The organism is Pseudoxanthomonas daejeonensis (assembly GCF_022637495.1).
GTDB lineage: Bacteria > Pseudomonadota > Gammaproteobacteria > Xanthomonadales > Xanthomonadaceae > Pseudoxanthomonas > Pseudoxanthomonas daejeonensis.
This window is the reverse complement of sequence record NZ_CP093331.1, coordinates 267900-290168: the sequence shown is the minus strand read 5'-3', so window position 1 is coordinate 290168 and position 22269 is coordinate 267900. Positions and strand designations below refer to the sequence as shown.

The following is a 22269-nucleotide window of genomic DNA, read 5'->3' as shown; positions in this document are numbered from 1 at the left end:
TCGAAGGGCCGCCGCGAGGCGGCCCTTGCTTTTCCGGGCTCGGGAGCCCGCCTCCTTTTACCGCGCGAAGCGGCAGTTCGCCTGGCGAAACAGCTGCGTCTCGGGAAGCCGTGCCGGCGTTCCGGGGCGCTGGCGTCCGCCGGTGCGGCGGGGCGGCTCGGTTAGAATGCGCGCCCCCACTGCGTCGCCGACTCCCGTGAAAACCACCGATCCGGACCTCCGGCCCGGGCAGGAACCGCTGCCCGAAAACGGCGCCGTCGTCACCGCCGGCCCGCTGACCCCGCCTCCCGATTCGGCGGGCACTCCGGCCGACGGCCGTGCCTTCCACCATTCGGTGGCCGAGGACGTGCAGGGCATGGTCCTGGCCACGCTGGTCGCCTCGCTCGGGCTGACCGTGTTCGCCCAGGGCGGGATCATGATCGGCGGCATGGCCGGGGTGTCGTTCCTGCTGCACTACACCCTGGGTTGGAACTTCGGCCTGCTGTTCGTACTGGTGAACCTGCCGTTCTACTGGATCGCCGTGCGCCGGATGGGCTGGGAGTTCACCCTCAAGACTTTCCTGGCGGTGGGCGCCTGCGGCCTGCTCACCGGCCTGCTGCCGCGCTGGGCGGGCTGGTCGCACATGACCGGGCTGTATTCGGCGCTGGTCGGTGGCGCGCTGTGCGGACTGGGAGTCCTGTTCTTCATACGCCATCGCGCCAGCCTGGGCGGCATCGGCGTCCTCGCGGTGTACCTGCAGCGCGAACGCGGGATCAGCGCGGGCAAGGTGCAGCTGGCCTTCGACGCGCTGCTGATGTGCGCGGCGTTCTTCGTGCTGTCACCGTCCAAGGTGATGTACTCGGCGTTGGGCGCGGTGATGCTGAGCGTGGTGTTGATGTTCAACCACCGTCCGCACCGCTACATGGGCGTGTAGTCGCAGCGATGCCATGGAGCCGGCCGTGCCCGGTCGCCCATGCTGGCGCAGCGGCAGGGCCGGAAGCATCAGCGCACAGCGGGGTGGGCCCTGATCTGCGCGAGCCAGGGCGGTCCCAGCGTGGCGATGCGCGCATGCACCGGACAGGTTTCGCGGTGCGCGCCGGGCAGGTAGCCCAGGCTCATCAGGAATTCACCGGTGATCTCGCCCCCGGTGAAGCGGAAAGTCTTCCTGAACAGCTTGACCCAGCCGGCCTTGTCCAGCGGGTGATGGGCATCGAGCCAGGCGGCGAAACCACCATGGGAAACACGCAACGTGCCGATCACGCCGGCGTTGTGGATCGCGGCGTCGACCTTGAGCCGGTTGCGGATGATGCCCGGATCGGCGAGCAGGCGCGCACGGTCGGCCTGGCCATAGGCCGCGACCTTGTCGACGTCGAAGCCGTCATAGGCCTGTCGGAAGCCCTCGCGTTTCTTCAGCATCGTTTCCCAGCTCAATCCGGCCTGGTTGATCTCCAGCAGCAGGCGCTCGAACAGCACGGATTCCTCGCGTTGCGGGAAGCCGTACTCGTTGTCGTGGTAAGGGCCGTGCAGCGGATGGCCCGGAGCGGAGTCGCAGTAGCCGGACATGGCGGGTTCCCTGAAGGTCGCGTGTCGATTATCGCAAGCCGCGGGGCGCATCCGGCACGGCGGCGCTAGAATGCAGGCATGTCCGCACCGAACGACAACCTGGCCAACCAGTTGCTGATCGCACTGCCTGCATTGGCAGATCCCAACTTCTCCCGCGCCGTCGCCCTGATCTGCCAGCACGACGAGCAGGGCGCGATGGGCGTGGTGGTCAACCGCGCTTCCGAGTACACGCTGGGCCAGGTGCTGTCGCAGATGGGGATCGGCAGCGACGACGAGGCGCTGTGCGCGAGCACGGTCCTGCATGGCGGACCGGTGCACCAGGAGCGCGGCTTCGTCCTGCACGACGGCGGGCAGGAGTGGGAGTCGAGCCTGCAGGTGGCCGATGGCCTGTTCCTCACCACCTCGCGCGACATCCTCGAGGCGATGGCGGCGGGCGAGGGCCCGGCGCACGCGGTCGTCGCGCTGGGCTGCGCCGGCTGGGGCGCCGGGCAGCTGGAATACGAGCTGGGCGAAAACACCTGGCTGACCGCGCCGGTGGATGCGGAGCTGCTGTTCGAGCTCCCGCTGGAGCGGCGCTGGCAGACCGCCGCCGGCCGCATCGGGGTGGACGACCTGTTCCGGCTGGCCGACTACAGCGGGCATGCCTGAGCCGTCCGCGATCGCCACGATGCCCCCGGTCGACGCGATCGTGCTGGGTTTCGACGTCGGCTCGCGCCGGATCGGCGTGGCCGTCGGCAGCAGCCTGGGCGGTGCCCGCGCGGTAGCGGTGGTCGACGTGCGGGATGGCGCGCCGGACTGGAAGGCCTTGGACCGCCTGCACGGGGAATGGCGTCCGCGTGGACTGGTGGTCGGCGATCCGATGACCCTGGATGGCGGCGACCAGCCGATCCGCCGTCGCGCGCGCGCGTTCGCCGGAGAGCTCAAGGCGCGCTACCGCCTGCCGGTGGTGCTGGTCGACGAGCGCTCGAGTTCGGTCGAGGCGGCGCAGCGCTTCGCCAGCGACCGTGCCGCGGGCAATCGCCGCCGTCGCGATGCCGCCACCCTCGATGCCGCCGCGGCAGCGGTCATCATCGAGCGCTGGCAGGCCGCGCCCGGCGACGCAACACCGGTTTAGGGCGGCCCCGGATCCGTTCGATGCCTGCCAGGCCCTTGATCGCCGCTACATCCCGCAACTGGAACCGCACGTGTCGCCGGCCCCTGCCGGCTCCCACCAGAGAATCCGAACGACGCCATGACCCAACAACTCGATTCCGACGGTCGCCTTCGCCATCTGCTGACCCTTGAGGGGCTGCCGCGCAGCACCCTGGTGCAGCTGCTCGATCGCGCTGGCCAGATCCGCGACGCGGCGGTCGGGCGCGTCGGCAAGCGCACCGTGCTCGCGGGCAGCGCGGTGTGCACGCTGTTCTTCGAGCCGTCCACCCGCACGCGCAGCTCGTTCCAGCTGGCAGCGCAGCGGCTGGGTGCCGACGTGCTCAACTTCGATGCGTCCACATCGTCGACGCGCAAGGGCGAGACCGCGCGCGACACGCTGAAGAACCTGGAGGCGATGGGCGTGCGCGGCTTCGTCGTCCGCCATCCCGACGACGGCGCGGTGCAGGCGCTGGCCAACGTGGCCGGCGAGGGCACCGCACTGGTCAACGCCGGCGACGGTCGCAGCGCGCATCCGACCCAAGGCCTGCTCGACATGCTCACCCTGCGCCAGGCCTGCGGCGGCGATTTCGCCCGGCTGAAGGTACTGATCGTGGGCGACGTGAAGCACTCGCGGGTGGCGCGCTCGGACCTGCATGCGCTGCGCACGCTGGGTGCCGGCGAAGTGCGGGTCTGCGGCCCGGCGTCGCTGCTGCCCGATGCCGATACGACGGCGGGCTGCCAGGTCGGCAGCGACCTCGATGCGATGCTCGAGGGCGTCGACGCGGTGATGATGCTGCGCCTGCAGCGCGAACGCATGGAGGAGGGCCTGGTGCCCTCGCTCGAGGATTACCACGCCCGTTACGGCCTGACCGCCGACCGGCTGAAGCGTGCCGCACCGGGCGCGGCGGTGCTGCACCCGGGACCGATCAACCGCGGCGTGGAGATCACCGACGAAGTGGTCGACGGGCCGCAGTCGTGGGTGCTGCGCCAGGTCGCCAATGGCGTGGCCGTACGCATGGCGGTGCTCGAACACCTGCTGGGTTGAGCGACGCGGCCGGTTCCCCGGCCGCGTCGCCTCGTCGTCACTCCACCGCGATTGCCTGCACCGGCGTGCCTGTCGCGGCGGTCACCCGGCGGGCCGATTCGACCAGTCCGCTGAACTCGCCACGCAGGCCCCAGCGATCATCGCCGCTCGCAGCGCGGGCCTGGGCGGCGACATCGTCCCAGTTCCAGTCGCCCACGTTGCCACCGCCACGCAGCAGGTCGGCATAGCCGGCGACGGCGCTGGCGAAACGCAGCGCCTCGCCCGGCTCGCGCCGCAGCGACGAACGCAGCACCGGTGTCTCGATCAGCTGGCTGTGCGCCTGTCCGGGCGTCTTGTAGCGCAGACGCAGGTGGGCGATCTCGCCACTGGATGCGCCGCCCGGCGTTGCGGTGCCGCCGTAGCGCAGCGGCGGCAGCCGTTCGCCACCGGAGCCGACCAGGGCGACCTCGTACAGCGCGGTGACCTCGTGCCCGGCGCCGATATCGCCGGCATCGACCTTGTCGTTGGCGAAATCCTCGCGGTCCAGCATCCGGTTCTCGTAGCCGACCAGCCGGTACTCGGCCACCAGCGCCGGATTGAACTCGATCTGGATCTTCACGTCGTTGGCGATGGTCAGCAGCGTCGACTGCATCTGCTCGACCAGCACCTTGCGCGCCTCTTCGGGTGTATCGATGTAGGCGTGGTTGCCGTCGCCGGCATCGGCCAGGCGTTCGGCCATCGCATCGTGGTAGTTGCCCTGGCCGAAGCCCAGCGTCGACAGCGCGATGCCCGACTTGCGCTGGTCGGCGACCCAGGTTTCCAGGGTGCCGCGATCGACGGTGCCGACGTTGAAATCGCCGTCGGTAGCCAGCAGGATCCGGTTGACGCCGCCCTCGACGAAGCCCTGCCGCGCCACCGCGTAAGCCAGGCGGATGCCATCGCCGCCGTTGGTGCTGCCGCCGGCCTCCAGTCGATCCAGCGCGTCGAGGATCTCGCCGCGACGGTCGCCCGCCGTGGGCGGCAGCACCAGCCCGGCCGAACCGGCATAGACCACGATCGAGACCCGGTCCTGCGCGCGCAGCTGCGATACCAGCTGGGCGAAGGCCTGCTTGAGCAGCGGCAGCTTGTCGGGCGACTGCATCGAGCCGGACGTGTCGACGAGGAACACCAGGTTCGCCGGCGGCAGGACGGCCTTGGGCACGTCGTAGCCCTTGATCCCGACCATCAGCAGCTGCCGCTTCGCGTTCCACGGCGACGGCGCCAGTTCGGTGGTCACCCGGAACGGCACGTCGCGGTTGAGTGGTGCCGGGTGGCCGTAGCTGAAGTAGTTGAGGAATTCCTCCACCCGGACCGCATCGGCGGGCGGACGCACGCCCTCGCGCAGCATGCGTCGCACGTTGGCGTAGCTGCCGGTGTCCACGTCGATCGAAAAAGTCGACAGCGGCTGTTCGCTGGCGCGTTGGACCGGATTGTCTTGGCGCGCCTCGTAGCGTTCGGTGTTGGCTGCCCCGACGATCCCGGCCACGGGCGTGGCCGGTGCGAATGCGATGGCGGGAGCGGCCTGCATCTGCTGGGCCATCGCCTGTCGCCGTTGCCGTTCGGACTCGGCCCGCGCCGCCTGCGCCATCGGTGGCGCGGGAGGTGCGGGCGCGTGGAAGACATCGGTGGGGCGGGGCTCGGCCACATCGGCCACCACCTTCGCGGGGGGCGGCGCGGCGGCATCGGCGCGCGAGGATGCCGGCCCCGTGCGGCAGCCAGACAGCGACAGGGCCAGCAGCAGGGTGCTGCCGGCGGCGAGGGCGAGCGTGGGAAACGTGGACAGCGGTGCGGTGCGCATATCGATACTCCCGGTTAGGACGGAAGATCGAACGCGCGGACGGTGGAGATGGGGTTTGGCCCGGCGCGGGCGGGACCACGCATCCGCGGCGAGCCGGGATCAAGGGCGACCTGGCCCAGGCCGCGGGAGGCGGTGCGACGGCAAGCCTGCCGCGCGTGCCGGACGCCCGTGCGGGTCAGGCCACCATCGGCTGGAAGTCGATGCCCAACCCGGGCATGCCTTCCTTTTCCATCAGCAGGTCGGCGCGCAGCAAGGGGCGCGTCCCGATCCAGTCGCGTTCCAGCACCAGTTGCAACCGGTCGCCGTCGGCAGCCAGTTCCAGACGGGGGATCTCGTCGCTGTCGTGGGCACGGTGCAGCAGCACCGCCAGGCGCAGCAGAGCCGCCTTGCGTTTGGCGGCAAGCAGGAGGCGGTCGGGCAGCGCGTCGAAGGCGCTCTTGGGCACGCCGCGGCGGTGCGTGCGGACCAGGGCGGCCAGCACCTGCTGTTCCTGGCGCGAGAAGCCTGCGATGTCGGAGTGCTCAAGTACGTACGCGCCATGTACGTGGTACTGGCTGTGGGCGATGGCCAGGCCCAGTTCGTGCACGCGTGCGGCCCAGCCGAGCATGCGCGCATCGTCGTCGTCCAGGCCCCAGGTCCCGGCGACCTGCTCGTACAGCCGCATCGCCGTGGCCTCGGCGCGGGCCGCCTGCGCTTCGTCTATCCCGTAGCGCTGGGTCAGCGCATCCACCGAGGCATCGCGCGGGTCGTCGACGCCGCCGCGGCCGAGCATGTCGTAGAGGATGCCCTCGCGCATGGCCGCCTTGCTGACCAGCAGCTTCTGCAGTCCAAGCGCCTGGAACGCGGCCTCAAGCACCAGGACGCCACCGGCGATGATCGGACGGCGGTCGCTGGACAGGCCGGGCAGGTCGATCTGGTCGATGCTCTCGGCCTGCAGCAGGCGCTCGCGCACCTGCGGCAGCGCTTCGGCGGTGATCGCGCCCTTGGTCAGCTTCATCGCCGCGCAGATCTCGCCGATCGACTTGTGCGTGCCGGACGAGCCCAGCGCTTCCTGCCAGCCCAGTGCGCGATACAGCCCGGCGAACCGCTGGAACTCCGTGCTGATCTCGGTCAGCGCATCCTTCCATTTCTTCTTCGACAGCCGGCCGTTGGGGAAGAAACGCCGGGTACTGGCAATGCAGCCTGCCTGCAGGCTCTCGCGTTCGACCGGTTCGAAGCCGCGGCCGATGATGAACTCGGTCGAGCCGCCACCGATGTCGATCACCAAGCGCAGTTGCCCGTCCTTGGGCGGCTGCGCATGGGCCACGCCCAGGTAGATCAGGCGCGCCTCCTCGCGGCCGGAGACCACTTCGATCGGATAGCCCAGCACCGCTTCGGCCGGCGCAAGGAAGGCCTGGGGATCACGCAGCTGGCGCACCGTATTGGTGGCCAGTGCGCGCACGTGCAGGCGCGGGACTCCCCGCAGGCGCTGGCCGAAGCGGGCCAGGCAATCCAGCGCGCGCTGGCGCGCCGGCTCGGACAGCCCGCCCTTGCCGTCCAGGCCGTCGGCCATGCGCACGGTTTCGCGCAGCCGGTCCACGACCCGCAGCTGGCCGAGCATGTGCTGGGCCAGGACCATGTGGAAGCTGTTGGAACCCAGGTCGATCGCGGCCAGCGCATCGCCGTCCTGGACCGGGGCAAGGGTGGCGGCGCGCGAGCTGGAGGTGCTGGGCATGGTGGGAATGGTAGCGGATGGCCGCCGCCATTCCTCCCCCCGCGCGGTCACGCTACAACGCGTCCAGCAGCGCCTGCTGCGCCGAATAGGGCGCTTCGCCCTCGGCCGGTACGCACTTGCGGTAGCGGCCGTCGGCACCGAGCTCCCACGCGTTGGTGTTGTCGGCCAGGTAGTTCTGCAACGCTTCGCGGCCGACGCGGTCCACCAGCGCCGGATCCAGGATCGGGAAGCAGGTCTCCACCCGCCGCAGCAGGTTGCGCTCCAGCCAGTCTGCGCTGGCGCCGTAGAGTTCGGGCTTGCCGTCGTTGCCGAACCAGTAGACCCGGCTGTGTTCGAGGAACCGGCCCACGATCGAACGCACCCGGATGTTGTCCGATACGCCCGGGATGCCCGGATGCAACGTGCAGGCGCCACGCACGATCAGGTCGATGGACACGCCGGCCTGCGAGGCGGCGTACAGCGCGCGCACCACCTGCGGCTCGTTGAGGGCGTTCATCTTGGCCACGATCCTTCCCGGCCGGCCGGAGGCCGCGAGCCGGGTCTCGCGCTCGATCCTTTGCAGGATCCCGCTGTGCAGGGTGAACGGCGATTGCAGCAGGCGCTTGAGCCGGTTCGAAGGCGCCAGGCCGGACAGTTGCTGGAACAGCAGGTGCACGTCGTTGCCGATGTCCACGTCGGCGGTCAGCAGGCTCAGGTCGGTGTAAGCCCGCGCGGTACCGCTGTGGTAGTTGCCGGTGCCCAGGTGCACGTAGCGGCGCAGGCGCCGGCCTTCGCGGCGCACGATCAGCAGCATCTTGGCGTGGGTCTTGAAGCCGACCACGCCATACACGACCTGCACGCCGGCTTCCTGCAGGCGATCGGCCACGCCCAGGTTGGCGTCCTCGTCGAAGCGTGCCCGCAGCTCGACCACCACGGTCACGTCCTTGCCGTTGCGCGCGGCCTGGACCAGCGCCTCGACGATCGCCGAATCCTTGCCGGTGCGATACAGGGTCTGCTTGATCGCCAGCACATCCGGATCGACCGATGCCTGCGCGAGCAGTTCCAGCACCCCGGAGAACGAGTCGAAAGGATGGTGCAGCAGCACGTCGCCACGGGCGACGGTCTTGAACACTTCCGCGCCTTCGAGGCGGTTGCGCGGGGTGAACGGCGGGTACTTCAGCTCCGGTCGCTGGACCAGGTCATGGACCTGGATCACCCGGTTGAGGTTGACCGGGCCGTCGATGTAGTACGCCGCGTTCTCGCCCAGCTCGAAGTTGAGCAGCAGCGTGCGCACGATCGCCTTGGGGCAGTCGTGGGCGATCTCCAGGCGCACTGCGGGCCGGTAGCCGCGGCCGACCAGTTCGGTGCGCAACGCCGAAGCCAGGTTCTCGACCTCGTCCTCGTCCACCACCAGTTCGGAGTTGCGCGTCACCCGGAACTGGTACGCACCGCGCACGGTCATGCCCGGGAACAGCTCGTCGACGAACGCCGCCAGCATCGAGGACAGCAGCACGAACGCCTGCTTGCCCTTGCCGGCCAGGCTCGGCGGCAGCTCGACGATGCGGCTGAGCGAACGCGGCGCGCGCACGATGGCCAGGTGCCCAGGCCGGCCGAACGCGTCCATGCCCTCCAGCACGACCACCACGTTGAGCGACTTGTTGAGGATGCGCGGGAACGGGTGCGATGGGTCCAGGCCCAGCGGTGACAGCACCGGCATGACTTTGTTGCGGAAGTAGGCGCGCAGCCAGCGGCGTTGGCGCGCGTTCCAGCTGTTGCGGCCGAGGACGCCGATGCCGGCGTCGGCCAGCGCCGGCCGGATGACTTCGTTCCAGCATCGGTATTGCGCGTCGACCAGCTCGGCTGCGCGGTCGTGGATCAGGTCCAGCAGCTGCGCCGGGGCGATGCCATCGGACTGCGCCGGCAGGCCCAGGTCCAGCGCATGGCGTACCGTGGCGGCGCGGATCTCGAAGAACTCGTCGAGGTTGGTGCAGGAAATGCACAGGAAGCGCAGCCGTTCGAGCAACGGCACCAGCGGATCCTGGGCCTGGGCCAGCACCCGGAAATTGAAATCCAGCTGCGACAGCTCGCGGTTGAGGTACAGCGCCGGGTCGCGCAGGGCATCCGCGCCGCCGTCGTGTTCGTGCGTGCCGTGGGATTCGTGCTGGCGGCTGTCGTTGTCCATGGGGCTCGGGCCGGGGAGGGGGTCAGCGGGCGACATGTTCGGTCGCCGGCAGGGCAAGGGGGTCTTCCTGGCGCGCCTGCACGCGCTCGGGACCGAAGTGGCAGGCGAACACGCTGCCCTGGCCGACCGTGCTCTCGATCGACAGGCGTGCCTGGTGCAGGCCGAGCACGTGCTTGACGATCGACAACCCCAGGCCGGTGCCGCCGCTCTCGCGCGTACGGCTGCTGGAAACCCGGTAGAAGCGCTCGGTCAGCCGCGGGATGTGCGCCTCGGGGATACCGTAACCGGAATCGCGCACCGACAGCACTGCACCACCATCGGGCGTGCGCGCGAAGTCCACCTCCACCCGGCCGTCGGCAGGCGTGTAGCGGACCGCGTTGGTCACCAGGTTGGAGAACGCGCTGTGCAGCTCCTGGGTGGAACCCAGCAGGTCGCAGCCGGCGTGGTCGTGCACTTCGATGGCGTGCCGGCCCTGGCTGTAGGCCTCCGCCTCGCGGCGCAGCGTGGCCAGCATCGGCGCCATCGCCACCGGTTCCTCCGGCAGGCTGTCGCGCGACTCCAGGCGCGAAAGGGCCAGCAGGTCCTCGACCAGCCGGGTCATCCGCTGCGACTGCTTCTGCATCTCGGCCAGCATCGGCTGCCAGGGCGGGAAGTCGGCCGGGTCGAGCATGTCGAGATAGCCATGGACCACGGTCAGCGGCGTGCGCAGTTCGTGGGAGACGTTGGCGACGAAATCGCGGCGCATCTGCTCCAGGCGCAGCAGCTTGCTGACGTCGCGCGCGACCAGCAGCCAGTAGTCCTCGGAATAGGGGATCAGGCGCAGGTTCAGGCGCATGCGCTCGTCCACCGGCGAGGGCGCGTCCAGCATCGGTTCGGCGTTGCGCCCGGCCACGAGCCAGCGCGCCAGGGGCAGCGGCTGCAGGCGCTCGACCACCGGTGCGCCGAGATCGTGCGGGTGGCGCAGCCCGAGCAGGTCGGTCGCCGCGCGATTGAACCAGATCGTGCGCTGGGTGTTGCGGTCGACCACTACCACCGCGTCGGGCAGCGCTGCGGCGGCGGCGCGGTAGGCGCGCAGCATGTCCAGCAGGCGCCGCTTGCGCGCGCGTATCTCGACCTGGTTGCGATGGAGCAGGTGGTCCAGTTCGTTCCAGGCCCCGCTGCCGCGTGCCGGTTCCCAGCGGCGGCGGGCGGTCAGGCCGAGCAGGACACGGCGCAGGCGCCAGTAGTGCCATGCCAGCACGCCCAGGGCGGTGATCGCGAGCACCCAGCCGACCTGGCCGATCGCCAGGCCCACGAGGACCGCCGCGCCGAGCAGCCCCGCCAGCACCGCCAGGGTGCGTCGCCATGCCGCGCGCAGGTGCGGCGGCATCCGCCCGTCAAGGCTGGCGTCGTTCCGGGTGCGCGCTGCAGGCGTGGCGTTGGGATCGTTCATCCGGTGCGGCGCGTCCGGGCACTCAGGTGGCGGTGGAGAAGCGGTAGCCGGCGCCGCGCACGGTCTGCACCATGTTCTCCACGCCGAACGGTTCCAGCGTCTTGCGCAGGCGGCGGATGTGCACGTCGATCGTACGTTCCTCCACGTATACGCTGCCGCCCCAGACGTGGTCCAGCAGCTGCGTGCGGCTGTAGACGCGCTCGGGATGGGTCATGAAGAAATGCAGCAGCCGGTATTCGGTGGGGCCGATCGGCACGGCCGCGTCGCCGGCGAACACGCGGTGCGCGGCACCGTCGATGCGCAGCAGGCCGACTGCGATGCTGCCGTCCTCGTCGTCCTCGCGTGCGCGCCGCATCACCGCGCGGATCCGGGCCAGCAGTTCGCGCGCCGAAAAGGGCTTGACCACGTAGTCGTCGACGCCCGCTTCCAGCCCGCCGACCCGGTCGTTCTCCTCGCCGCGGGCGGTGAGCATGATGATCGGGACCTCGCGGGTCAGGGCCTCGCGGCGCCAGCGCCGGGCCAGGTCCAGGCCGCTGGTGCCGGGCAGCATCCAGTCCAGCAGGATCAGGTCGGGGACGCGGTCGGCGATGGCGGCCTGCGCCTCGCGCGCGTCGCCGGCATGCACCGGCGCGTAGTCGCCCTTGCGCAGGGCGAAAGCGACCATGTCCCGGATCGCGGGCTCGTCATCGACGATCAGGATCTGCTTCTGCACGGCTTTCCCGGAGGTAGGGGCGACGGCGGAATTAGACTACCGTCCGATGACCGAATTGTGACAGCGCCTTCGAGGCGTGGGCGCCGTTTTTCAGCGGCGCTGCATGTCGGGGTCACGGATGCCCTGGCGGCGCAGTTCCAGCACGGTGGGCGTGATGGCGACGATGCGGGCGTCGACCCGGGCGCGGGTGACGTAATCCAGGTCGCCGCGCTTCTTCAGCGTTTCCAGCTGGATCAGGGCCTGCTCGGGGCGGCCATTGAGGTAGGCGGCCTCGGCGTAGGCCTCCGCGGCCCGGCTGGTGTCGCCGGCGAGTTCGCTGGCGCGGGCGAAGGTCTGCTGGAACACCGGATCGCTGCCTGAACGGGCGAGCTGCGGGCGCAGGATTTCCTGGGCCCGTCGTCCGGCCTCCTTGCCGCCCTGTTCGACCAGGACACGTGCGTAGGTCAGGGCGACCGGCCGGCTGCCCGGCATCTTCCGCAGCAGCTCGTCGTAGCGGCGATTGGCCTCGGCGGCATGGCCCGAGCGCGATTCGGCCTCGCCCAGGGCCAGTTCCAGCCACAGGTTGTCGGGATGGGCGTCGAGCAGGCGCGACAGTTCGACTGCCGCCGCGGCGGGCTGGCGGTTCAGCCGGGCCAGGGCCAGGCCGTACTGCTGCGCGTCCGACAGGCCCTTCGGACCGGACCGGCGCAGGGATTCGTACTCGCGGATCGCCTCGTCGGGGGTGTTGGCGGTCAACGCCCGCAGGCGTTCCTGGGCCCATCCGAACTGCGCGCCCACGGCCTCGGCGGTGGGGTCGAACGGGTCGATGCGGAATCCGGCCGGCAGCAGTGGATTGCTGCTGGAGGGAGGAGGGGCCTGGACCTTGAACGGATCCATGCGCTCGATCCGCTCGCCCCCCCCGGGGACCGAGGTGACCGCGGTGACCGAACCACGCTTGAGCTGTTCGGCGCGCTGCTTGGCCTCGCTGATACGGGTGGTATTGACCGGGTGGGTGCGCAGGTAGTCCGGCGCGCTGTACCCGCCTTCGTTGCCGCGCATGGCGAAGGACATGCGCTCGAAGAAGCCGGCCATCGCGTCGACGTCGTAGCCGCTGCGCGACAGGGTGCGGATGCCCAGCCGGTCGGCTTCCGATTCGTTGGAGCGGGTGTAGTCGATCTGGTTCTGCTGCATCAGCGCCATCGCACTGGCGACGGCTGCCTCCGAGGCTTCGCCGGCGGAACTGCCGCCGGCGGCCTGCGCGGCGACGATCGCGGCGAGCATGCCGAGCAGGATCGGGATCTGGTCGCGCTGCGCGCGTTCCACGCCGCGCAGCACGTGCTGCTGGGTGACATGGGCGACTTCGTGGGCCAGTACCGCCGCGACCTCGTCTTCGCGCTGCGCGGTGAGGACCAGCCCTGCGTTCATGCCGATGTAGCCGCCCAGGGTGGCGAAGGCATTGATCTGCCGGTCCTTGAGCATGAAGAACGTGTACGGCTGTTCGGGCCGGTCGCTGTTGGAGCCGAGCCGGTTGCCCATGGATTGCAGCCAGTCGTCCAGCAAGGGGTCTTCGAGCAGGTAGCCGTAATTGCGCAGTTCGCGCAGCATCATCCCGCCGTACTCGGCCTGCTTGGCCGGGTTCAGCAGTTCGCCCGCCGACGAGCCGATGTCCGGCAGGCGCGGTTCGTCCTGCGCCACCGTGCGCATCGGGGCCAAGGCCAAGGTAAGGGCGGCAGCCAGCAGCAGGTAGCGCAAACGGGTTCTCCGACGGTCGGCGTGAGCATGGCGGCGGCGCCTGGGGCGCGGGTGAATCGGCGGTTAACCCGCTGTGTTCCACCCGTGGAGGCTGCCTGCGGCGCCGCCGCTACCATATCGGTATTGACCCCAATCGTCCCGCGGAGTTTCCCGTGTCCCCGTCTGCCCCTCCGATCGTGATCTATTCCACCGCCATCTGCCCGTATTGCGTGGCCGCCAAGAATTTCCTGAAAAGCCAGGGGCGCGAGTGGACCGAGGTCCGCGTCGACCTCGACCTGGAAGAGCGCCGGAAGATGATCGACCTTGCGCGCCGCACCAGCGTGCCGCAGATCTTCGTCGGCGAGGTCCATGTCGGCGGCTACGACGACATGATGGCGCTGCATCGCAAGGGCGGCCTGCTGCCGCTTCTCGATGGGCACGGCCAGGCCCCGGAGGCTTCGGCGTGAGCGGGCAGGGGGAGGACGGCGCCGACCGCGTCCGCGAGTTCACCGAATTCCGCCAGCGCATGAACCAGCGGATCCTGGCCGAGCCCAACCAGGTGGTGAGGCGGTTCTTCGCCCTGGACACGCAGACCTACCAGGCCGGTGCGCTGGACCTGAAGACCAAGGAGCTGCTCGGCCTGGTGGCCTCGATGGTGCTTCGCTGCGACGACTGCATCAGCTACCACGTCGCCCAGTGCAAGGAAGCCGGGGTCTCGCGGGACGAGTTCTTCGAGACCTTCTCGGTCGGCCTGGTGGTGGGCGGCTCGATCGTGATCCCCCACCTGCGCCGGGCGGTGGACTTCCTGGACCAGCTGGAAGCAGGGGCGGCGGACCCCGCGGCACCTGCCCACGACCACGGTTGAGCCGGTCCGCGGGCCTTCCCGTCCGCGCACCCTCCCAAGGTCGATGTGGGGTGTTCACCGGGGATCGGGCATAATTTCACGACAAACTTTCCCTTCCCCACGTGCCGTGCCCGCTTCCAGGGCCGGCGCGCCTGTTCCGGAACACTACCCATGACCCAGAAGATCACGGTCATCCGCGGCGACGGCATCGGCCCGGAGATCATGGACGCGACCCTGTACGTGCTCGACCAGCTCGGCGCCGGCCTGGAGTACGAATTCGCCGAGGCCGGCGTGGCCGCGCTCGAGAAGCACGGCGACCTGATGCCCAAGGAGACCCTGGACTCGATCGCGCGCAACACCGTCGCGCTGAAGAGCCCGCTGTCGACCCCGATCGGTGGTGGCTTTACCTCGATCAACGTCAGCCTGCGCCGGCACTTCGACCTGTACGCGAACGTACGCCCGGCGATCTCGTTCCCGAACACGAAGTCCCGCTACGAGGACATCAACCTGATCACGGTGCGCGAGAACACCGAGGGTGCCTACCTGGCCGAGGGCCAGGAAGTGTCGGCCGACGGCGAGACCGCCATTTCCGGCACCCGCATCACCCGCAAGGGCTCCGAGCGGATCGTGCGCTACGCCTTCGAACTGGCCCGCAGCACCGGCCGCAAGAAGGTGACCGCGGTGCACAAGGCCAACATCATCAAGTCGACCTCGGGCCTGTTCCTGGCCGTGGCGCGTGAGGTCGCGGCGAAGTACCCGGACATCGAGTTCCAGGAAATGATCGTGGACAACGCCTGCATGCAGCTGGTGATGCGCCCCGAGCAGTTCGACATCCTGGTCACCACCAACCTGTTCGGCGACATCATTTCCGACCTGTGCGCCGGCCTGGTCGGCGGCCTGGGCCTGGCCCCGGGCGCCAACATCGGCGAGCACGCGGCCATCTTCGAGGCCGTGCACGGCACCGCGCCGGACATCGCCGGCAAGGGCATCGCCAACCCCTGCGCGCTGCTGCTGGCGGCCGCGCAGATGCTCGACCACATCGGCCAGCCGCAGAACGCCGAGCGCCTGCGCAAGGCGATCGTGGCCACACTGGAGGCCAAGGACTCGCTGACCGGCGACCTGGGCGGCAGCGGTACCACGATGGGCTTCGCCCAGGCGATCGCCACCCGCCTGTAATCCGGCGCCGGCGGCGATACGCAACGACGGGACGCACAGCGTCCCGTTTTTGTTGGAGGCTGTGCCATCCATGGCGTTGGCCGGCGCCGTGATGCGACGCACAATCCCCGGCCCGCATCCGAGGCCCGGCCATGTCCGTCCGCCCCAGCGCGCTGGCGCTGACCCCGCTTCTGCTGTTCCTGGCGCTGTTCTTCGGCGCCGGGCTGTACTACACCGCCCAGGGCGAGCCGATGGGCTTCTACCAGTTGCGCGCGCCGGTGGCGATCCTGCCGGCCCTTGCGCTGGGCCTGTGGCTGGCGCGCCGTCGCGGCGTCCCGGCCCAGCCGACCCTGCTGGCCGGCATGGGCGACAGCAACGTCATGCTGATGTGCCTGATCTTCCTGCTGGCGGGCGCTTTCGCCGTGGTGTCCAAGGCGATCGGCGCGGTCGACGCGGTGGTCGCGCTCGGGCTGGGTGCGCTGCCTGCCGCGCTGATCCTGCCAGGGCTGTTCCTGGTGGCGTCATTCGTTTCGTTGTCGATCGGCACTTCGATGGGCACGGTCGCGGCGGTGGTACCGATCGCACTGGGCGTGGCCGATGCCTCGGGACTGGACCGCGTGCTGGTGCTGGGTGCAGTATTGGGTGGTGCGATGTTCGGCGACAACCTGTCGATCATCTCCGACACCACCATCGCCGCCACCCGCAGCCAGGGCGCGGAAATGCGCGACAAGTTCCGCGAGAACTTCAAGATCGCCGCGCCGGCCGCGATCGCGACCGTGATCCTGCTGGCGACGCTGGGCGACAGCGTGCCCGTGCCTGAAGCGGCGGAGGCATCGCCCTGGCTGGTGCTGCCCTACGTGCTGGTGCTGGTCCTGGCGCTGACCGGGCTGGACGTCGTCCTGGTACTGGGGATCGGCCTGGTGGTGACCGGCGGCTTCGGCCTGGCGATGGCGCCCGGGTATGGAGCCGTCGATTTCGTCGGCGACATCTATGCCGGCTTCGAGAGCATGGTCGAGATCACCCTGCTGTCGATCCTGATCGGCGGCCTGGCGGCGCTGATCAAGGCGACCGGCGGCCTGGCCTGGCTGGCGCAGGCGATCGCCAGGTTCGCCCGCGGCCATACCGGCCGCCGCTCCGGCGAGTTCAGCATCGCCGCGCTTGCGGCCGGCACCGACGCGCTGACCGCCAACAACACCGTGGCGATCCTGGTCACCGGCAGCCTCGCCAGGGACATCGCCCAGCGCCACGGCATCAGCCCGCGCCGCGCCGCCAGCATCCTCGACATCTTCGCCTGCGTGGTCCAGGGCGTGCTGCCGTACGGTGCGCAGATCCTGTTGGCCGCATCGCTCGCCGCGGTCTCGCCGCTGGCCCTGGCAGGCAGCGTGCACTACTGCTGGCTGCTGGCCCTGTCGGCGATCGCGTTCATGCTCTGGCCCGCGCGGAAGGCGTCGACTCCGGCCTCGCCGGCCGATTGAGGGCGGTGGCCCGTGTTTGAAGTGCCGGAACGGAAACGGGGCGCCGAGGCGCCCCGTTCCATGTCCAGCGGTGCCGCCGGGGCTCAGCGCGACTGCAGCTTCGACAGCAGGCGCAGGAACTCCAGGTACAGCCACACCAGGGTGACCATCAGGCCGAACGCGCCGTACCACTCCATGTACTTGGGCGCGCCCTGGTCGACGCCGTTCTCGATGAAATCGAAGTCCAGCACCAGGTTCATCGCCGCGATCACCACCACGAACAGGCTGAAGCCGATGCCGATGATGCCCGACTCGTGGATCAGCGGGATCTGGATGTTGAAGAAGCCCAGGATGATCGTGGCCAGGTAGACCAGCGCGATGCCGCCGGTGGCGGCGACCACGCCCATCTTGAAGTTTTCGGTGGCCTTGATCAGTCCGCTGCGATAGGCGAAGAGCATCGCGAACAGGGTGCCCATCGTCAGCAGGACCGCCTGCATGACGATGCCGTTGAACCGGGCGTCGTACATGGCCGAGATCGCGCCAAGGAACACGCCCTGGGCCAGCGCATACAGCGGCGCGGTGACCGGTGCCCAGGTCTTCTTGAAGATGGTGGCCAGGGCCAGCGCGAAGCCGGTGAGCAGGCCGCCCCACAGATACAGGCCGATGTTCGGGTTGACCGTGCCGTCGGCGCCGAACGCCTGGCTCCACGACCAGCTGCCGGTAAGTACCGCCAGCAGCAGCAGCAGGCCGGTCTTGTTGCTGGTGCCGGCGAGCGTCATCGCACCGCCATCGCGCGAAACGACCGCGCCGCTGCCAAGGTCGAGGAAAGTGGATTCCTTGAAAGCCGGATTTCCGCTGCGCATCGTGGAGTCGCTCCGTCGGTATGGTAAGTCGATCGACCAAGGATACACGCAGCGGGGCGGTCGGTCGGATCGCCTGCAGGGCTACCTGTCCGCATCGCAGAGGGGGCGATGGCTCGCTGTGGCTCGCGCATGGTGTTTCGACTTGGAGGCGGCAAGTTGCCGACGACATGCGGGCGATGCGTAAACACGGGGTCGCTGGGCGGCGGGTGGCCGTCGTCGTCAGGCTGGTCGCCCGGCGGCAGCGGTAGGGAGCCTGTGCGCTTCCAAGGTGTCGTGGCCCGGGGTTAGATTCATTCCCGGGCTGGTGCGAAAGGCGGGACTCGAACCCGCACGGGGGTTACCCGCTGGAACCTAAATCCAGTGCGTCTACCAGTTCCGCCACTTTCGCAGTTCGCCCGCATTCTAACCGTGCCGCCGATCATCGCGCGGGGGTGAGGCGGACACAAAAACGCCCGGACAGGCCGGGCGCTTTCTTCGGGATGGTGGGCCGTGAAGGATTCGAACCTTCGACCTATTGATTAAGAGTCAACTGCTCTACCAACTGAGCTAACGGCCCGATGAACCCGTACAACCGAGCTGCACATTCTAGCGAATTACGCTTTCCTGGCAAGCTCCGCGGCATGCGCCGCGTCAGAACAAGTGGGGTGGCTGAGGGGATTCGAACCCCCGACCACTGGAATCACAATCCAGTACTCTAACCAACTGAGCTACAGCCACCACAAAAAAACCTGTATCCGCCGACGCCCTGTGATGGCGCGCCCGGCAGGACTCGAACCTGCAACCGCCGGCTTAGAAGGCCGGTGCTCTATCCGGTTGAGCTACGGGCGCACAACGCGGTCTCACATCACCCGCCCTGCGGCGGGATGGTCGGGGTAGAGGGATTCGAACCCCCGACATCCTGCTCCCAAAGCAGGCGCGCTACCAGACTGCGCTATACCCCGGTGTGCTGGGTCGGTCCGGCGTCAGTCCACTGAGTCCGGCCTGCCGGTCCCGGCTTCATGCTGCCCAGTGGGCCTCAGGAAGGCCGGCTATTGTTCGGGAAGCGCGCCGGGCCTGTCAATGCCGGGAACAGCTGCAGGCTGGCGCAGCCGCTGCCGATAGGCGAAACTAGCGCGTTCCGCGGGGCCGGCAGGAAAGCCGGTGCCTGACCCTCGAAAACCCGTTGATTTGCGCTGTGGGCAGGAGCCCCGGCGGCAGGAGCCAGACCACCATGCAAGTTTCCGTCGAATCCACCAGCAATCTCGAACGCCGCATGAACTTCAGCCTGCCGGCGGAGCAGCTGGAGTCCGGCGTCAGCGGGCGCCTGCGCGAGATCGCGCGCACCGCGAAAATGAAGGGCTTCCGCCCCGGCAAGGTGCCGGCCAAGGTGATCGAGCAGCGCTACGGCGAGCAGGTCAAGGCTGAAGTGCTGGGTGGCCTGGTCCGCCAGACCTTCGATTCGGCCGTGCGCGAGCACGACCTGCGCTTGGCCGGCAATCCGCGCATCGACCGGGCCAGCGAGGGCGACCTGGACTTTGTCGCCACCTTCGAGGTCGTGCCGGACTTCGGTGACGTCGACGTCGCCAAGCTCACCGTCGTGCGCAATACCGCCGAGGTGACCGACGCCGACATCGACCAGATGATCGAGAACCTTCGCCAGCAGCGCCGTACCTGGAACAAGGTCGAACGCGCCGCGAAGGAGGGCGACCTCGTCGCCGGCTCGTTGTGGACCCAGGTCGAGGATTTCCGCCAGCCGGCAGAGGGCGTGGAACAGTTCACCACCGCGATCGGTTCCGCCCAGTTGCTGCCCGCGCTGGAGAACGCGCTGGCCGGGCTGGAGATCGGCGTGGAAACGGTCATCGACGTCGCTTTCCCGGAGAGCTGGCGCCAGCCGCAGCTGGCCGGCAAGACCGCCAGCGTCCACGTGACCCTGGCCCAGGTGTCCGAGCCGGTGCTGCCGGACGTCGACGCGGCTTTCGTCAAGAGCTTCGGCGTGCGCAGTGGCGACAAGGACAAGTTCCGGGACGACATCCGCAGCAACCTCGAGCGCGAGCTCAAGGGCGCGCTGATGGGTCGCCTGCGTCGCGAGGTCGGTGAGCAGCTGACCTCCACCTACGCCCACGTCGAACTGCCGCCACGGCTGGTCGAGAACGAGGCGCGGGCCATGCTGGCCCAGCAGCTGGAGCAGATCCGCCGCGGCGGTCGCGACCCCGGCCAGCCCCCGGCCAACGCCCATGAAGCGTTCCTGGAACCGGCGCGCAAGCGCGTCCTGGCCGGCCTGCTGGTGGGCGAGGTCGCCCGCCGCCACGACCTGCGCCTGGACCCCAAGCGCGTGAACGAGACCTTGCGCCTGATCGCTTCGACCTACGAGCAGCCCGAGCAGGTCATTGAGATGTACCGCAACGACCCCCAGTTGATGCAGGGACTGCAGGGTCGTGTGATGGAAGAGCAGGTGATCGACTGGATCGCCGAGCGCGCCCAGCACACCGAAACGCCGCTGTCGTTCCAGGAAGCGATCCGGGGATGACGGCGACGACGGGTGTGGCATGACCGCCGCGCCCGTTACCCTGCCCAAGGGCGTCCGGAATCCCGGGCGCCACCCCCAAGACAGGCACGCCCAGGAGCGTACGCACCGATGAACATGATCCCGACCAAAGCCCTCAACCTGGTCCCGATGGTGGTCGAGCAGACCAGCCGTGGCGAGCGCGCGTACGACATCTATTCGCGGCTGTTGAAGGAGCGCGTGATTTTCCTGGTCGGCCCGGTCGAAGACCATGTCGCCAACGTGATCATCGCCCAGATGCTGTTCCTCGAGGCCGAGAACCCCGAGAAGGACATCAGTCTCTACATCAATTCGCCCGGTGGCCTGGTCACGGCCGGCATGGCGATCTACGACACCATGCAGTACATCAAGCCGGACGTGAGCACGATCTGCGTCGGCCAGGCGGCCAGCATGGGTGCCGTGCTGCTGGCGGCGGGCGCGAAGGGCAAGCGCTACGCGCTGCCCAATTCCAGGGTGATGATCCACCAGCCGCTGGGCGGTTTCCAGGGCCAGGCCACCGACATCGACATCCACGCCCGCGAGATCCTGAGCATGCGCGCGCGGCTGAACGAGATCCTGGCCCACCACACCGGGCAGTCGATCGAGACCATCGCCCGCGACACCGAGCGCGACAACTTCAAGAGCGCGGCCGATGCCAAGGCCTACGGGCTCGTGGACGAAGTCCTGGAGCGTCGTACGGACGAGTCGATCCAGGCCGGCTGAGCCAAGCGTCGGCCTTCCCGCGGAACCGCCGGCCCGGGGTTCCGCCACCGCATTCCGCAGGGTCCGGCGCGCCGCTGGCGCGGTTCCGACCCTGTGTTATTCTCGAACCGGAACCCGTCTCACACGGGTTGCGATACTGGACACACCAAGCATGAGCGAAGACCGCCAGGGCCGTTCCGGCGACAGCACCAAGATCCTCTACTGCTCTTTCTGCGGGAAGAGCCAGCATGAAGTGCGCAAGCTGATCGCCGGTCCAAGCGTGTTCATCTGCGATGAATGCGTGGAGCTCTGCAACGACATCATCCGCGAGGAACTCGAGGAGAAGGCGCAGTCGGCGCGCAGCTCGCTGCCCAAGCCGCGCGAGATCCTCGAGGTGCTGGACCAGTACGTGATCGGCCAGCAGCGGGCGAAGAAGACGCTCGCCGTGGCCGTGTACAACCACTACAAGCGGATCGAGAGCCGCCAGCGCAACGAGGACGTCGAGCTGGCCAAGTCCAACATCCTGCTGGTCGGCCCGACCGGCTCGGGCAAGACGCTGCTGGCCGAGACGCTGGCGCGCCTGCTCAACGTGCCGTTCACGATCGCCGACGCGACCACGCTGACCGAAGCCGGTTACGTGGGCGAGGACGTGGAAAACATCATCCAGAAGCTGCTGCAGAAGTGCGACTACGACGTCGACAAGGCGCAGCAGGGCATCGTGTACATCGACGAGATCGACAAGATCTCGCGCAAGAGCGAGAACCCGTCGATCACCCGCGACGTGTCCGGCGAAGGCGTGCAGCAGGCGTTGCTCAAGCTGATCGAAGGCACCGTGGCCAGCGTGCCGCCGCAGGGCGGGCGCAAGCATCCGCAGCAGGAATTCCTGCAGGTGGACACCAAGAACATCCTGTTCGTCGTCGGTGGCGCGTTCGCCGGGCTCGACAAGATCATCCAGCAGCGCAGCACCGAGGCCGGCGGCATCGGCTTTGGCGCCAAGGTGAAGAGCCAGGCGCGCAAGGCAGACACCGGCAAGTTACTGGCCGAGGTCGAGCCGGAGGACCTGATCAAGTTCGGCCTGATCCCCGAGTTCGTCGGCCGCCTGCCGGTGGTCGCCACGCTGGAGGAGCTGGACGAACCGGCCCTCGTCAAGATCCTGACCGAGCCGAAGAACGCCATCACCAAGCAGTTCCGCAAGCTGTTCGAGATGGAAGGCGTGGAACTGGAGTTCCGGCCCGACGCATTGGCGGCGATCGCCCGCAAGGCGCTCAAGCGCAAGACCGGTGCCCGCGGCCTGCGTACGATCGTGGAGTCGGTGTTGCTGGATACCATGTACGACCTGCCGTCGCAGGAGAACGTCAGCAAGGTCGTGGTCGACGAGTCGGTCATCGAACACAAGACCGAGCCGTACCTGATCTACCAGACGCCTGCGGCCCCCGCGCCGAAGGTCGCCTCCGCCGAGTAGCGCAG

The 22269-nt window shown here is 68.9% G+C and carries 19 protein-coding genes and 5 tRNA genes; 11 read left to right on the top strand and 13 right to left on the bottom strand.

Annotated elements, in window-relative coordinates; genetic code table 11:
• Positions 1 to 238: 238 nt before the first annotated feature.
• Positions 239 to 913, top strand: coding sequence for a YitT family protein (locus MNQ95_RS01395; RefSeq protein ID WP_162411543.1), 675 nt, complete (start codon positions 239 to 241; stop codon positions 911 to 913).
• 68 nt (positions 914 to 981) lie between these two features.
• On the opposite strand, the gene MNQ95_RS01390 is transcribed toward MNQ95_RS01395, so the two are convergent.
• Positions 982 to 1542 carry a DNA-3-methyladenine glycosylase I gene (locus MNQ95_RS01390; protein WP_241953586.1) on the bottom strand — a complete coding sequence of 187 codons (561 nt, stop codon included), beginning with the start codon at positions 1540 to 1542 and terminating at the stop codon, positions 982 to 984.
• Between the two features lie 78 nt (positions 1543 to 1620).
• Here MNQ95_RS01390 and MNQ95_RS01385 point away from each other — a divergent pair, with 78 nt between their 5' ends.
• The 3 genes from MNQ95_RS01385 to MNQ95_RS01375 all read left to right on the top strand — a co-directional run bounded on the left by MNQ95_RS01385 (position 1621) and on the right by MNQ95_RS01375 (position 3718).
• Complete coding sequence (locus MNQ95_RS01385; protein WP_162411492.1) at positions 1621 to 2190, top strand: YqgE/AlgH family protein; 570 nt, start codon at positions 1621 to 1623, stop codon at positions 2188 to 2190.
• Positions 2183 to 2656: a Holliday junction resolvase RuvX gene (gene ruvX / locus MNQ95_RS01380; protein WP_162411493.1), complete on the top strand. Its 474-nt coding sequence runs from the start codon at positions 2183 to 2185 to the stop codon at positions 2654 to 2656. Before MNQ95_RS01385 ends, ruvX begins: the two co-directional genes overlap by 8 nt.
• 117 nt (positions 2657 to 2773) lie before the next feature.
• Positions 2774 to 3718 (top strand): aspartate carbamoyltransferase catalytic subunit, encoded by a 945-nt coding sequence (locus MNQ95_RS01375; RefSeq protein ID WP_162411494.1) that lies wholly within the window; start codon positions 2774 to 2776, stop codon positions 3716 to 3718.
• A gap of 37 nt (positions 3719 to 3755) precedes the next feature.
• On the opposite strand, the gene MNQ95_RS01370 is transcribed toward MNQ95_RS01375, so the two are convergent.
• From MNQ95_RS01370 to MNQ95_RS01345, 6 genes are all read right to left on the bottom strand, one after another.
• The gene (locus MNQ95_RS01370) at positions 3756 to 5534 is read right to left on the bottom strand and encodes a vWA domain-containing protein (RefSeq protein ID WP_241953585.1); all 1779 of its coding nucleotides are present in this window, start codon (positions 5532 to 5534) and stop codon (positions 3756 to 3758) included.
• Positions 5535 to 5709: 175 nt separating this feature from the next.
• A complete protein-coding gene (gene ppx / locus MNQ95_RS01365) occupies positions 5710 to 7248 on the bottom strand; it encodes an exopolyphosphatase (RefSeq protein ID WP_241953584.1) in 1539 nt (512 codons plus the stop codon).
• Between the two features lie 52 nt (positions 7249 to 7300).
• Entirely contained in the window at positions 7301 to 9409 is a 2109-nt protein-coding gene (gene ppk1 / locus MNQ95_RS01360; protein ID WP_162411497.1) for a polyphosphate kinase 1, read from the bottom strand.
• A gap of 22 nt (positions 9410 to 9431) precedes the next feature.
• Positions 9432 to 10778: a phosphate regulon sensor histidine kinase PhoR gene (phoR, locus tag MNQ95_RS01355; protein WP_162411544.1), complete on the bottom strand. Its 1347-nt coding sequence runs from the start codon at positions 10776 to 10778 to the stop codon at positions 9432 to 9434.
• Between the two features lie 85 nt (positions 10779 to 10863).
• Positions 10864 to 11553: a phosphate regulon transcriptional regulator PhoB gene (gene phoB / locus MNQ95_RS01350; protein ID WP_241953583.1), complete on the bottom strand. Its 690-nt coding sequence runs from the start codon at positions 11551 to 11553 to the stop codon at positions 10864 to 10866.
• Positions 11554 to 11643: 90 nt separating this feature from the next.
• Complete coding sequence (locus MNQ95_RS01345) at positions 11644 to 13284, bottom strand: M48 family metalloprotease (RefSeq protein ID WP_425605692.1); 1641 nt, start codon at positions 13282 to 13284, stop codon at positions 11644 to 11646.
• A gap of 152 nt (positions 13285 to 13436) precedes the next feature.
• Here MNQ95_RS01345 and grxC point away from each other — a divergent pair, with 152 nt between their 5' ends.
• The 4 genes from grxC to MNQ95_RS01325 all read left to right on the top strand — a co-directional run bounded on the left by grxC (position 13437) and on the right by MNQ95_RS01325 (position 16737).
• A complete protein-coding gene (grxC, locus tag MNQ95_RS01340; RefSeq protein ID WP_241953582.1) occupies positions 13437 to 13730 on the top strand; it encodes a glutaredoxin 3 in 294 nt (97 codons plus the stop codon).
• Positions 13727 to 14128, top strand: coding sequence for a carboxymuconolactone decarboxylase family protein (locus tag MNQ95_RS01335; protein ID WP_241953581.1), 402 nt, complete (start codon positions 13727 to 13729; stop codon positions 14126 to 14128). Before grxC ends, MNQ95_RS01335 begins: the two co-directional genes overlap by 4 nt.
• A 150-nt stretch (positions 14129 to 14278) precedes the next feature.
• The gene (locus MNQ95_RS01330) at positions 14279 to 15283 is read left to right on the top strand and encodes an isocitrate dehydrogenase (protein ID WP_241953580.1); all 1005 of its coding nucleotides are present in this window, start codon (positions 14279 to 14281) and stop codon (positions 15281 to 15283) included.
• A 131-nt stretch (positions 15284 to 15414) separates the two neighbouring features.
• Positions 15415 to 16737 carry a Na+/H+ antiporter NhaC family protein gene (locus tag MNQ95_RS01325; protein WP_241953579.1) on the top strand — a complete coding sequence of 441 codons (1323 nt, stop codon included), beginning with the start codon at positions 15415 to 15417 and terminating at the stop codon, positions 16735 to 16737.
• An 83-nt stretch (positions 16738 to 16820) separates the two neighbouring features.
• Here MNQ95_RS01325 and MNQ95_RS01320 read toward each other — a convergent pair whose 3' ends face one another.
• The 6 genes from MNQ95_RS01320 to MNQ95_RS01295 all read right to left on the bottom strand — a co-directional run bounded on the left by MNQ95_RS01320 (position 16821) and on the right by MNQ95_RS01295 (position 18520).
• Positions 16821 to 17579, bottom strand: a complete 759-nt coding sequence (locus tag MNQ95_RS01320; protein WP_241953578.1) for a Bax inhibitor-1/YccA family protein — start codon at positions 17577 to 17579, stop codon at positions 16821 to 16823.
• A gap of 302 nt (positions 17580 to 17881) precedes the next feature.
• A tRNA-Leu gene (locus tag MNQ95_RS01315) sits at positions 17882 to 17967 on the bottom strand.
• A 92-nt stretch (positions 17968 to 18059) separates the two neighbouring features.
• Positions 18060 to 18135: transfer RNA gene (locus MNQ95_RS01310), tRNA-Lys, on the bottom strand.
• A gap of 84 nt (positions 18136 to 18219) precedes the next feature.
• Positions 18220 to 18296, bottom strand: a tRNA-His gene (locus MNQ95_RS01305).
• 34 nt (positions 18297 to 18330) lie between these two features.
• Positions 18331 to 18407, bottom strand: a tRNA-Arg gene (locus MNQ95_RS01300).
• Between the two features lie 36 nt (positions 18408 to 18443).
• A tRNA-Pro gene (locus MNQ95_RS01295) sits at positions 18444 to 18520 on the bottom strand.
• Between the two features lie 269 nt (positions 18521 to 18789).
• Between MNQ95_RS01295 and tig the strand changes: the two genes are divergently transcribed.
• From tig to clpX, 3 genes are all read left to right on the top strand, one after another.
• Positions 18790 to 20085 (top strand): trigger factor, encoded by a 1296-nt coding sequence (tig, locus tag MNQ95_RS01290; RefSeq protein ID WP_241953577.1) that lies wholly within the window; start codon positions 18790 to 18792, stop codon positions 20083 to 20085.
• 114 nt (positions 20086 to 20199) lie between these two features.
• Positions 20200 to 20823 carry an ATP-dependent Clp endopeptidase proteolytic subunit ClpP gene (gene clpP / locus MNQ95_RS01285; protein ID WP_425501380.1) on the top strand — a complete coding sequence of 208 codons (624 nt, stop codon included), beginning with the start codon at positions 20200 to 20202 and terminating at the stop codon, positions 20821 to 20823.
• A 151-nt stretch (positions 20824 to 20974) separates the two neighbouring features.
• Positions 20975 to 22264, top strand: coding sequence for an ATP-dependent Clp protease ATP-binding subunit ClpX (gene clpX, locus MNQ95_RS01280; protein ID WP_162411507.1), 1290 nt, complete (start codon positions 20975 to 20977; stop codon positions 22262 to 22264).
• Positions 22265 to 22269 lie beyond the last annotated feature (5 nt).

Bases quoted from the DNA above. Each gene is read 5' to 3' on its own strand.
- MNQ95_RS01375 (WP_162411494.1), top strand. From the start codon at position 2,774: ATGACCCAACAACTCGATTCCGACGGTCGCCTTCGCCATCTGCTGACC.
- tig (WP_241953577.1), top strand. From the start codon at position 18,790: ATGCAAGTTTCCGTCGAATCCACCAGCAATCTCGAACGCCGCATGAAC.
- MNQ95_RS01370 (WP_241953585.1), bottom strand. From the start codon at position 5,534: ATGCGCACCGCACCGCTGTCCACGTTTCCCACGCTCGCCCTCGCCGCC.
- MNQ95_RS01390 (WP_241953586.1), bottom strand. From the start codon at position 1,542: ATGTCCGGCTACTGCGACTCCGCTCCGGGCCATCCGCTGCACGGCCCT.
- phoR (WP_162411544.1), bottom strand. From the start codon at position 10,778: ATGCCGCCGCACCTGCGCGCGGCATGGCGACGCACCCTGGCGGTGCTG.
- clpP (WP_425501380.1), top strand. From the start codon at position 20,200: ATGATCCCGACCAAAGCCCTCAACCTGGTCCCGATGGTGGTCGAGCAG.
- MNQ95_RS01320 (WP_241953578.1), bottom strand. From the start codon at position 17,579: ATGCGCAGCGGAAATCCGGCTTTCAAGGAATCCACTTTCCTCGACCTT.
- ppx (WP_241953584.1), bottom strand. From the start codon at position 7,248: ATGCCCAGCACCTCCAGCTCGCGCGCCGCCACCCTTGCCCCGGTCCAG.
- MNQ95_RS01385 (WP_162411492.1), top strand. From the start codon at position 1,621: ATGTCCGCACCGAACGACAACCTGGCCAACCAGTTGCTGATCGCACTG.
- clpX (WP_162411507.1), top strand. From the start codon at position 20,975: ATGAGCGAAGACCGCCAGGGCCGTTCCGGCGACAGCACCAAGATCCTC.
- MNQ95_RS01325 (WP_241953579.1), top strand. From the start codon at position 15,415: ATGTCCGTCCGCCCCAGCGCGCTGGCGCTGACCCCGCTTCTGCTGTTC.
- ruvX (WP_162411493.1), top strand. From the start codon at position 2,183: ATGCCTGAGCCGTCCGCGATCGCCACGATGCCCCCGGTCGACGCGATC.
- MNQ95_RS01330 (WP_241953580.1), top strand. From the start codon at position 14,279: ATGACCCAGAAGATCACGGTCATCCGCGGCGACGGCATCGGCCCGGAG.
- ppk1 (WP_162411497.1), bottom strand. From the start codon at position 9,409: ATGGACAACGACAGCCGCCAGCACGAATCCCACGGCACGCACGAACAC.